The organism is Gordonia cholesterolivorans (genome assembly GCF_039531975.1).
GTDB lineage: Bacteria > Actinomycetota > Actinomycetes > Mycobacteriales > Mycobacteriaceae > Gordonia > Gordonia sihwensis.
The window spans coordinates 1-10,780 of the sequence record NZ_BAAARB010000037.1; the positions used below are offsets into that span (position 1 = coordinate 1).

The window sequence follows — 10,780 nt, forward strand, 5'->3', positions numbered from 1 at the left end:
TCCACGGATACCTCGGCGACGTCCCGCCCGCCGAGTTCGAGCACGCGTTCTATGCTGTCCAAGCCGACCGCGAACAGCTGGTCGGAATCAAATAGCGCGAGTCTCCATCAAACCCAGGGCGCTTCACGGTATTGCTCGCACCACAGCCTTGACCTGGAAGGGCAGGAATGCCAGCCATGAACTTTTTACCGCCCTGCCCACGGGTGCGTAAGCGCAGCGTGCCGGAGATGGATGCGGCATCGGATGCCCCGGTGGCAGGTCACAGCGCGTGAGACATCCGGGCCGTGGATTCGCCGCTTTGGCTGTGGCCGTACTGGTGACTGTCTTAACAAACATGCCGGTGTTTCTCCTTGGGGCGCTGGCCACGGAGATCACCGCAACAATCCGCGTCCCGGCCTACGGGATCGGCCTGGCGGTAGGGGTCTACTGGGCTGCGGCCGCCCTCACCTCCGCGTGCACCGGTGTGATTGGTCGTGTGCTCAGCGAGAAAGGCATGGGCATCGCCGCCTTGCTTCTGGCGGTCGTGAGCCTGACCGGCAGCGCGTCCTGGATCTCTGCGTGGCCGTGGCTAATTGTATGGGCATCCCTGGGGGGACTCGGGAACGGTCTCGGGCACCCTTCCTCCAACCACTTGCTCGTCACGCACATCCCAGCCGCCTCGTGCGGGCTGGCCTTCGGGGTGAAACAGGCCGCGGTCCCTGTGACGGGGTTGGTCGCCGGCGTTTCGATCCCGTTGGTTGCGTTGACTCTGGGATGGTCCATGGCCTTCCTGCTGATGGCTGTACTGGGCATGCTCGTACTGGTCCCCGTGGCCCGGACCCGGACCATGCCGGTCGTTATGGGTACGACCCGGCCGGCGGGGCAATGGGATACCCAGATGCGTTCGGCGTTGGTGCTGATGGCCGCGATGACGATGTTCGCGGGCGGTGCCGTTACGTCCGCCGTGGCCTTTGCCGTGATCGGCGCGCTGGAGCGGGGGATTGCAGTCGGCCCGGCTGGTGTGATTCTGGCCGTCGGCAGCGCCTTAGGAGCCGCGACCCGTATCGTCATTGGCGGAGTCGTCGATCGAGGCGGCGTGTCAGCACTTTCTCTGATCCAGACAGCACTCATCGTCTGCGCCGTCGGGCTTTCACTCATGGCGATCCCCACCACCTGGAGCTACGTGGTAGGTGTCCTGCTAGCGGTGGGCCTGGGGTGGGGGTGGCCAGGTCTGGTGCACTTCCTCATCTCGCACATGGCGCCTGGGGCCACCGCAGCGGCCACCGGCATTGTCCAGACCGGCACGTACATCGGCAATACCATCGGCCCCGTGCTCACCGGGGTGGCCCTTAGCCCCGCTGATTCACGGGCCGGTGTGACTGCTGCTGTCGGGTGACGGCGGGATCGATTTCGTGGGTGGGCGTGCGTGTGTGCCGGCTGGCGCTGCCGGTGGGCGGGTCCCCGGGTGGTGATGTCGTGGGCGGGCATGTGAGGTCAGGCTGGTTTGGGGATCGCGGCGATCGTGTTGAACACAGCGACGATCGCGACGGCCCAGGGCCATGTTTCCGGGATCTTCACTTTTCGCCGTCGGCCGCTGCGGACCAGCCGGGCTGCCACGTGAAGGAAGCGGTAGCGCAGTGCCTTGGGCTCGCACAACGCCAGGACTGCGGCCTCGCCGGTGCAAGCGAGCATCCGCGTCCAGGCAACGAGGTCCGCTGCGATCATCACCGCGACGAGCCAGGCCTGGTTGAGCGCGAACCCCCGCGAAGGTAGCCGCCCGAGCCCGGTGTCCTTGGCGTGGCGTATCCGGTCCTCGACCCGGGCGTGAGCCCGATGCCTGGCCTCGAGGAATTGCAGCTGACCCGTGGCGGTGGTGTTGGTGACAAAAGCCTGGTAGCGCCATCCATCGATCTCCTCGAACATCGACAACTGAGCACCCGGATGGGGCCGCTCGCGGCGCACGATCACCCGCATCCCGTCTGGCCACTTGGCGAGCATCCGTTGGGAGAGGAATCCGGTCAGCTCCGCGATGTCGGCCCCGTCACGAATGTCCCCGTTGGGGTTGAGCGCTGGTCCCCACGCGGCTTCGGGGCAGGTCGCGATGGCCCGGCGAATCGGGGCAGTGATGGAGAAGCCGACCGAGTACTCCACCTGTCGACCACGGACGCGGTTCTGCTCGGTGATCCAGTCGATCAGGTCGTGGGAGGCGCCGGCACCGTCGGAGCGGATCAGCAGATCACGCCGATGACTGGCGGGGATCTGCGCGATTGCCTGGCCCAGGACGTCGATGTGGTCGGCGGCGGTGTTGGACCCGGCGTTGCCTGGGCGCAAGCTCGCGGCGAGGAACTCTTCTGTGTTGTCGCACCACACGCCGATCGGGTGGTACCCGAACGTGCGCTTATACGTCGGCGCAGCAAGCTCCTTCTCGCTGTGAGTGACCACAATGGTGGCGTCCACATCGAGCACGACCGTCGATCCCAGATCCCGCCCCGCACACGCCGATGCGGGCACTCCGCCGGGCAGGTGGGACCACACGTGCCGCCGCGTGCGAGCCCGCGCCACCTGGATCTTCTTGCGCTTGCCGGCAGTGACCTCATCGAGCGTGCGCCACACCGTCGGCGCCGACGCCACTGGGCCCAGGGCGCCGGACTGGTGGCGCAGGACGCCGATGTCGGAGATGGACTCGCCGCCATCGGCGAGCATCACCGCGGTATCGATCAACACCCGGCCGCGATCGTGGATCGGGATGAACCGGCGGCGAGCCATGGCCCCTGACAGCTCGGCGGTCAGACCGACCTGATCAGCCAGAAGTCGAGGCACGATAGCCCCGGCATGCGAGACCACCCCGACACCATCTGCAGTAACGGACAGACCGGCCGACCACGAAGTACGCTTCACCTACCGAGTGCTTTCTGCTGGAGAACATGGAACCTTAGACAAGTCCCAGTTTCCCCTGTTCAGGAAGCACTTCGGTCTATTTTCGCCCAGCGATCCGCAGATTCCCATGAATCACCCGGGTTAGCCTCGGTAACTCGACACTGACCTGGGCGATGCTCGTCACTATGGCAACCGTCGCCGTGGTCATTTCCTTCTTCTTCGGGCTCCGACTGCGGAGAATCGACTCTCTGGAATCGCCGCTGGCCTGAGGTGGTCCTGTCCACAGCACCACCGTCACCGGCCGTCGAGATCCTTAAACGAGCAAGTTCTGGATTTCTTTGGCGACTGTCTGGAGCATAGCTCCGAGTTCTGTGCGGAGTTGTTCAGTCATGCGGTGAGCGGGCACGGATACATTGATCCCGTAGTATCCTCCGCTCGGGCTGGTGATGGGAACAGCGACTGACATGACGCCGTCTTCGCTTTCTTCCTGGCTCGTTGAGTACCCGGTTTGCCGAATCGTTTCGAGGGCACGCTCCAGATCGGAACGGGAAATGATAGATCCCTTGGTGAGACCCGGGAGCTCCTCATACGGGTACAGGGCATGCAGTTGTTCCGTGGTGAGTAGGCTCAGCATTGCTTTGCCCGTTGCAGTGCAGTTGGCAGGAAGCATCGCACCTTGACGTGAGGCAACGCGGACGGCACGTTGGCTTTCGATGGCCTCCAGAAAGTGTGCGTTCGAGCCTTTGAGCTCGGCAAAGTGCACCGTCTCTCCGGTTGCCTCGAATACCCTTTCCATTGCTGGACGAATTAGCGTTCCGATGTCGACGTGGCGCCGTATGGCGAAGGCGATGGAGCTGAGTGCTTGTCCGGGTTCGTACGCTTTGGTCTGAGGGTTCTGCCGTACGAAACCTCGGTAGAGGAGCATCCCCATGAGGCGATGGGCCGTAGATGACGCCACTCCGAGGTACTTGCTGGCATCGGTGAGCCGGATGCTCGGCCGAGTCTCGAAGAGCAGCAACAATCGGAGTGCGTTGTCGACGGATTCGATGGGGTACTGCGGAGGAGGGCCGTATCTGGAGTCGTCCTCCGCCCGTGATGCGGACATGAGCTTCATGTTACTGACCGGGGGTTCAGTCTCTGTCCGGCTAGGGCGCAGGCCATCAACGAGGCTCACCAAGTCGTGCGAGTTCATGTCTCCAAGCAGTCTCTGTGTTGAATGCTCCTCCGAGGTCGGGCAGTTCGGCCATATCGGCGTCGGGCAGATCGACGAGGTGCCCACCAGCCGAAGTCACTTGCAGTGCCAACCCGGACAGGCCGTCCACGCTGATGGCCTGGAGAACTGCTTGCTCGACGGTTTCGGCCGCGCTGGTGAGGCCGTGGCCCCGCAGCACAACAACGGGCCTTGTTCCCATAGCATCGGCCATTTCGGTGGCGAGCCGACGGTCGCGGATGAGTACTCCGCGGGGATAGACGGGCACCCCGTTGGCGGCGAGGCGGGCTCCGGGAATGTCGTACGCCCCTACGATGGGGCGTACTGCAAGCCCTGCCAGGTCGGCGGCAACCACTCGCGGGGGATGGGCGTGAACGACAGCCCGGATGTCTGGGCGGCGCCGGAAGAGCTCGGTGTGCAGCGGCAGTTCGTTGGGGACCGTGTATCCGCCCGCGAGCTCGCCGTCGGCGGCGGGATTGCCGTCGAGGTCCACCATGCGGATGTCTTCGGCTTGCGTATACGCCAGTCCGCGTTCGTACGGGCCGCGACAGCGCACCAGCAATGTGCTGTCGGTAATTTTCAGGCTGATGTGACCCAAGATTCCATCTGCAAGGCCCCGATGGGCCAAGACCCGGCAGGCGAGGGCGATACGTTCCCGGCTGACGCTCTCGGTCTGGGGCAGCAAGTTTCCGGGTGTCATGACGCCCTCCTCGGCGGTGGCTCCAACTGGGGTTCGAGCTTGGCGCGCAGATCCTGCACCGTGATGCCCCTGGCCATGCCCAGACGGCAGGCAATGAGGGCTTTGGGCCAGTTCACGATGGCTGCGCCCCGGACGGTGGTGCCGTCGATGGTGTAGAGGGCGGCGAACTTGCCGTGGACCTGCGGGTGTCCGATGAGGACGTGGTCGACATTGCCTCCGACGCGTCCCACGACCTGGATCTTCCAGTCGTGCTGGTCGCTCCACACGTATTCAATGGGCGTGTAGGCGCGCGGCTGTTCCGGATGGATGATGTTGTAGGCCACGCAGGCGGCCTGTTCCACCGCGTTAGTCCAGTGCTCGGTCCTGACGTCCTCGCCGTGCTTCTGGTGGCGCCAGCGGGCTACGTCGCCGACGGCGTACACGTTCGCAGCGTCGAGGGCTTGACAGTACTCGTTGAGCACGACCCCGTTGTCCACCAGCAGGCCGGATGCGCTAAGCCAGGAGTCATTGGGGATGACGCCAATACCGATCAGCACGGTGGCCGCCTGAACGCTCTCACCGTTGGTCAGGTGGAGGGAGAAGTTGCCCTCCTCGCCTTCGATAGCTTCCACTCCGGTGCCGAACATGGTGTCGACCCCGTTGTCCTGGTGAAGGTCTGCGAACCACTGGCCGATCTCAGGGTTAAAGAGGCGGCTCATGGGCACGGGCACCGGGTCGATGACGGTGACCTCCAATCCCAGGCCGCGGGCGGTGGCTGCCGCTTCGGCGCCGATGAACCCTGCCCCGATAACGGCCAGCGCCCCACCCCGGAGAAGGTCCCCACGTAGTTCGCGGGCGTCCTCAAGGGTGCGCAGCACGTGAATCCCTGGAGACTGGCCCCAGGGAGAGGGCCGGGGTGATGCTCCGGTGGCAATGACGAGGTTGTCGTAGCGAAGGGGGTCATGCCCTTCAAGCTTCAGCAGGTTCTCGGCGACGTCCAGATCGACAGCGCGGTGCCCCAGCAAGAGTTGGATGTCCTCGGCATCGGCCTGCTCCTGTGTCAGCAGCCGGATAGAGTCCTCGTCGGCGGATCCCGCAAGAACGGATTTCGACAATGGCGGCTTATCGTAGGGAAGTTCGGTCTCTTCTCCCACGAGGATGATCTCCCCCTTATAGCCTTCCAGCCGGAGGGACTGCGCGGTGCGCACCCCGGCAATGGAGGACCCGACGACGACGACGGTGCCCGGGCTCATGCGTCCTCTACCACCAGTGCGGAGACCGGGCAGCTGCGCGCGGCTTCGGTGACGCGGGCGCGGTCGGCTTCGGGGACTTCGGTCTGGAGCAGCACGACGATCCCGTCGTCGTCCAGGTCGAAGTAGTCAGAGGCTCCGACGACGCAGTTCGCGTATCCCTGACAGGCCTGCAGATCGGCTTTTACAACGGGCATGGTCGAACTCCTTAGCTTGAGACGGTGGTGCTCTGGCGGTTGGGGTGTTTATTCGTCTTCGGCCACGAGCGGCCCGAAAGGGTGTCCGATCATGGCCGAGAACGTGGCCGGGGCCTGCCAGGTCAGGGACTCCAGTTCCAGCGGACAGAGCGTTACCCACTGGCCCGAACGAGGAGATTGAATCATCAGCCGCGAACCGTTGCGGGTCTCGATGCGGGTGACCTGGACCTCCGAGAACTCGTTAGCGATCACGATCGGCTTGCCGGTGACGTGCTCTTCGAGCCGGCGGCGTTCCTCGGTGGCCTGGATCGCCGCGAGGCGGTCTTCCTCCTCGCCTTCCCATTCCAGTTTCACAGGAAGATCGCCAGGTTCTGCATGCGGATGACCGACTCGTCGACCATGATGGTGCGACGGGCCAGCTCCCACCCGGACCCGGATGAGGTACGGCGGAGGAGATCCTCGCGTCCTGCCGAGACAGTGGAGGACTCCCCGACGTCACCACGGCTGCGGAAGAGAAGAACCGCCGAGTCCACGATGATCTCTTGCGGGTCGGGGGTGCGGAAGGTGCGCACGTTGGTGATGTAGTGGCGCAGCCGTGATGGGGGGTCTTCGGTCCACGCGTGCTCGGTGGCGAAGCGTGCCACGCGGCGACTGAGCGAGTACTTGTTCTCGTCCCAGTGCGCCATCCCCGGTGAGGTGGAGTATCCGGCGCCCAGGGCAGTGGTGACGCGGACGGGCATGAGATAGTGCACGTCATCGGCGATCCGGGAGAGCCACTCGTCGTAGTCCTGGGCGTCCAACAGGTACGCCTCATCGACCAGCCAACGATGCGCCTCCAGGTGAAGTTCATCGTTGAAAGGCAGGGTCTGCCCCGTCCGCTGAGTACGCGGGGCGTGGGCTCCCAGCGCCGATTGTTCGGACAGCGTCAAGTTCTCGTTCTCGTGTGCCGTTCCAACACTCATGATCAGACCTCCTCGTGAAGGGTTGCTGCGGGCGCGGTCTCTGCGCTGCCGCAGGCCGGGCGGGCGGGCCCCGATCCGGCGGCCGGTGGCGCTTGCACCGGGTCCGAGCCCACGTGCACCTGCGCTGCGGCTTCTACCGGACGTTCGAGGTGATCGGCCCACCGGCGCAACAACTCCCGCTGGTTGTACTCGCTGTAGCCGACACGGGTGGCGCCGGGTCCCGAGTATTCCTCGGGGGACAGGGCCTCGACGACGTTCTCGCCGTTCTCGAGCATGCCCATCCGGCTGTTGAGCAGCAGACGCCGTGCCATGGAGCCGGCGGCAGTATTGGTGAGGGACACCCAGTTCTCGACGTCGTCCTGCTCGAACATGCCGCCACTGCCGAAGCACATGAGATACGCCTTGTAGGAAAGCGCTTTGTACTCCTCCGGCGCGTTCTTGTCGACGGCGAACCACGAGAGGACTTCCGTCTCGTTCTCGCTGATCGGCTGCCACACGCGGATAGAGATGAAGGGGAGCACCTCGTCGGAGCCCTCTTCGACCCGCGGCCAGTTATGGACGAAGCTCATGTTCGGGAACAGTGAGGCCGCCGAGATCATGAACCCGTCCTTGCCGACCACGTCGAGCTGCTCCTGGGTCCACTGCTCCTTCATCCGGGCGATCATCTCGTCCGGGTAGCCCACGTAGCGCAGGCGCTCCTCCAGGCCACCTTCGGGCAGCTTGTAAGTGGTGCCGCCACCGTTGCCAGCCCAGTACGTGGTGCCGTCCTTGCGCTTCTCCGCCTTGGGCTCGCGGAAGAGGCCGATCTCCACCACCGAGGTGTGGGTCTGGGGCGTGTGGTACATGTCCCCGGCGAAGTTCTCGGCCCCGATCTTCCAGTTCGCCTTGACCCGCCAACGCTGAGGGCCACGCAGCTCGATGCCGTCCGCGCTCTGCTTCGTGTAGTAGTCCAGGTAGAACTTGAAGTCCCCCAGGAACTCCTCCAGGGGCTCGGCATCCGGGTCCATGCTGATGAAGATCAGACCGTTGTACGTGGCCAGCGAGGGAGCAGGCAACAAGGTCTGGCCCTTCTTCTTGAAGCCTTCCTCCCCGCCGTATGCCTCCTTGTGAAACGGCAGGCCAACGAGGCGCCCGTCATTGCGGTAAGACCAACCGTGGTACGGGCAACGGAAGTGGGAGGCATTGCCCATCTCCGCCCGGCACACCTGCATGCCCCGGTGGAGGCACATGTTGAACAGGGCCCGGACCTGGCCCTGTTCGTCCCGAGAGATAATGAACGAGTCCTCGAGGACCCTGCGGACCACGTAGTCACCAGCCTCGGGGACCTCCGACTCGTGGGCGACGAACAGCCAGCTGCGGCTGAAGAGACGTTCCTTCTCGAGTTCGAAGAGCTCTTTGTCGTTGTAGATATGTGCAGGGATCATGCCCCGCCGTACGTCCTCGAGGACGCCGTGATGGTCTGCCATGGGAGAGCTCCTTCTCGATCATCGATCAGTCAGTCTGTAGAGCAGAGGTCCACTCTGTCGTGAAGAGGTTTCCGCATTTTGTGATCTACGTCAACCCCTCCCACTCTTCGTGCCAGGTACGGGTGGGTGCGGCAAGGGTCAGTGGCCGTTTTCGGGGGAGTCGGAGTCGCGGGCGGCGTTCTCTCCGCGGTCCAGCCTCGCCAGGGCGGCCATTTCCTCGGCAGTCAGGGAGAAATCGAACACCGAGATGTTCTCGACCAGCCATGCGGGTTTGGCGGCCTGCGGGATCGGGACGATTCCTTGCTGGACGTGCCAGCGGAGCAGAACCTGCGCCGGACTCTTTGCTGTCCGTTGCGCGATCTGCACCACGATGGGGTGGTCACGCAGTCCCGATTCGCGACCAATAGGGCTCCAGGCCTCGGTAATGATGCCCAGGTCCTGGTGCACTGCCCGCGGGGGTAGCCGTGCGAGATCGGGGCTGAGCTGGATCTGGTTCACGTCAGGAACCACGCCGGTCGCGGCAATGACCTTCTCCAAATGGTCCGGCTTGAAATTGGAGACACCGATCGCTTTGACACGGCCTTCGTCCAAGAGCTTGACGAGGCCTCTCCATGCCTCGGTGTACTGGTCCAAGGCCGGCACGGGCCAGTGGCACATGAACATGTCCAGGTAGTCCAGGCCCAAGGCTTGGAGACTGCGGTCGTAGGCCCTCTGCACACCGTCGACGCTGTGGGACTCCTTGTTGAACTTGCTGGAGACGAACAGCTCTTCACGCGCAACGCCGGCAGTGCGGACACCGCGTCCCACCGCGTCTTCATTGCGGTACTGGAACGCGGTGTCGACGAGCCGGTAGCCGCTTTGAATGGCGTAGCGGACGGCCGTCTCGCACTCTTCCCCCACCAGTGGCCAGGTGCCCAGGCCCAGATGCGGAATGCTATGCCCGTGCCGCAGTCGGAGCCTCGGGACCGTTGCGGGGTCATCGCTCGGATGGGTTTTCGTCGTCATGGACAGCCTCTCGTCGAAACGTCTTGCTTTCTTGTCACCGGAGGCAAATAGCGCGAGCCTCGGGGTCTGTGTCGGTCAGTCGACATCTTTGTTGGATCTCCAGGTGGTTGCAGCTGGGGTGATGATGAGCAGGCCCGCGGCCAGCAGGGCCGCGGTCACCGGAACGAGGGTGACCAGCCCGGCCATGCCCAGCGGTGAGAGGAAGAGCGCCGTGGCGCGGAAAGTGCCCGTCAATGCGAGGGCGTCTCCGCGTTCTTCTGGGTGCACCTTCTCCGCTGCGATGGCCGGACCGACGGTCTGCAGGACCCCGGCACCGATGCCGGAGATGGCCAGGGCAATGGCCACCGGGGCGGTCAGACCGGCGAACGGTCCCACTGCGGCCAGTCCCAGCCCTGTAGCTATCATCCCGATGACCAGAGACGCCCTGACGCCCCGGCGCCGGACCCACCCGCTGGCGGTACTACCGACGAGAACGGTGGCGTTGGCGATGGAGAGCAGGATACCGATGACTGCAGCCGGTTGGCCTGCCAGGGACAGGGCCAAAGGGACGTAGGAGTTTAGAAGGCTTTTCCAAACCCCTGCGCCCGTGTTCATCCAGCAGGCAGCGTTGACACCGGGTCGTCGCCACAGACGGACATCCCTGCCAGTGGGTGAAGAAGGCCTGGCCGCGAACGGGGGAAACCTGATCAACAAGGCCGCGGGGACGACGGCGACGGAACCTGCGACGATCCCCATCATGAGTGGCAGTTGCACCGAGGCCTCCCAGAGGTATCCGGCCACCGTGGGGCCGAGAAGCGCACCGATCCCCGCCGCCAGATTGACGTCCCGGAGGCCACTGACCGGTGCGGCGGATGTACGAACGGCGTGGGTCTGGCTGCTGGTCCAGAAGAACGCCCGGGCTATTCCCTGGACCAACTGGGACGCGACAAAAAACACGACCGCGGGAGAAATCGCGAGCAGTGCGCACGAGATCGCGATCATCAGCCCGGATCCAGCTTCCTCTTCGAAGTTGTTTGTATCAGACATCTGGGGCGGTGTCATACCGTCGTAGCAACACTGCAGGCCACGAGGGGTTGCGGGTAGCGCGGTAGGAGACCCTGGGTGGGGCTGGGACGGATGATGTTGACGGTGGCGGACCGGACGGAGATCGCGGTC

The 10,780-nt window shown here is 64.4% G+C and carries 11 protein-coding genes; 1 reads left to right on the forward strand and 10 read right to left on the reverse strand.

Features of this window, described 5'->3' with window-relative positions; all coding sequences use genetic code 11:
* Window positions 1-316 precede the first annotated feature (316 nt).
* Window positions 317-1,375, forward strand: a complete 1,059-nt coding sequence (locus ABFX36_RS18425) for an MFS transporter (protein WP_327037082.1) — start codon at window positions 317-319, stop codon at window positions 1,373-1,375.
* A 98-nt stretch (window positions 1,376-1,473) separates the two neighbouring features.
* On the opposite strand, the gene ABFX36_RS18430 is transcribed toward ABFX36_RS18425, so the two are convergent.
* From ABFX36_RS18430 to ABFX36_RS18475, 10 genes are all read right to left on the reverse strand, one after another.
* On the reverse strand, window positions 1,474-2,877 hold the full coding sequence (locus ABFX36_RS18430) for an IS1380 family transposase (protein ID WP_006897051.1): 1,404 nt from the start codon (window positions 2,875-2,877) through the stop codon (window positions 1,474-1,476).
* Between the two features lie 292 nt (window positions 2,878-3,169).
* Entirely contained in the window at window positions 3,170-3,970 is an 801-nt protein-coding gene (locus tag ABFX36_RS18435) for an IclR family transcriptional regulator (RefSeq protein ID WP_006897052.1), read from the reverse strand.
* Window positions 3,971-4,016: 46 nt separating this feature from the next.
* Window positions 4,017-4,766: a 3,4-dihydroxyphthalate decarboxylase gene (gene phtC / locus ABFX36_RS18440; RefSeq protein WP_006897053.1), complete on the reverse strand. Its 750-nt coding sequence runs from the start codon at window positions 4,764-4,766 to the stop codon at window positions 4,017-4,019.
* On the reverse strand, window positions 4,763-5,998 hold the full coding sequence (locus ABFX36_RS18445; RefSeq protein ID WP_006897054.1) for an NAD(P)/FAD-dependent oxidoreductase: 1,236 nt from the start codon (window positions 5,996-5,998) through the stop codon (window positions 4,763-4,765). Before ABFX36_RS18445 ends, phtC begins: the two co-directional genes overlap by 4 nt.
* The gene (locus tag ABFX36_RS18450) at window positions 5,995-6,192 is read right to left on the reverse strand and encodes a ferredoxin (RefSeq protein ID WP_006897055.1); all 198 of its coding nucleotides are present in this window, start codon (window positions 6,190-6,192) and stop codon (window positions 5,995-5,997) included. Before ABFX36_RS18450 ends, ABFX36_RS18445 begins: the two co-directional genes overlap by 4 nt.
* Before the next feature lie 48 nt (window positions 6,193-6,240).
* Window positions 6,241-6,546, reverse strand: a complete 306-nt coding sequence (locus tag ABFX36_RS18455) for a hypothetical protein (RefSeq protein WP_006897056.1) — start codon at window positions 6,544-6,546, stop codon at window positions 6,241-6,243.
* Entirely contained in the window at window positions 6,543-7,154 is a 612-nt protein-coding gene (locus ABFX36_RS18460; RefSeq protein WP_006897057.1) for a 3-phenylpropionate/cinnamic acid dioxygenase subunit beta, read from the reverse strand. Before ABFX36_RS18460 ends, ABFX36_RS18455 begins: the two co-directional genes overlap by 4 nt.
* Before the next feature lie 2 nt (window positions 7,155-7,156).
* Window positions 7,157-8,620, reverse strand: coding sequence for an aromatic-ring-hydroxylating dioxygenase subunit alpha (locus ABFX36_RS18465; RefSeq protein WP_006897058.1), 1,464 nt, complete (start codon window positions 8,618-8,620; stop codon window positions 7,157-7,159).
* Between the two features lie 138 nt (window positions 8,621-8,758).
* Window positions 8,759-9,625: an aldo/keto reductase gene (locus ABFX36_RS18470; RefSeq protein ID WP_006897059.1), complete on the reverse strand. Its 867-nt coding sequence runs from the start codon at window positions 9,623-9,625 to the stop codon at window positions 8,759-8,761.
* Between the two features lie 75 nt (window positions 9,626-9,700).
* Window positions 9,701-10,651 carry an MFS transporter gene (locus tag ABFX36_RS18475; protein WP_006897060.1) on the reverse strand — a complete coding sequence of 317 codons (951 nt, stop codon included), beginning with the start codon at window positions 10,649-10,651 and terminating at the stop codon, window positions 9,701-9,703.
* Window positions 10,652-10,780 lie beyond the last annotated feature (129 nt).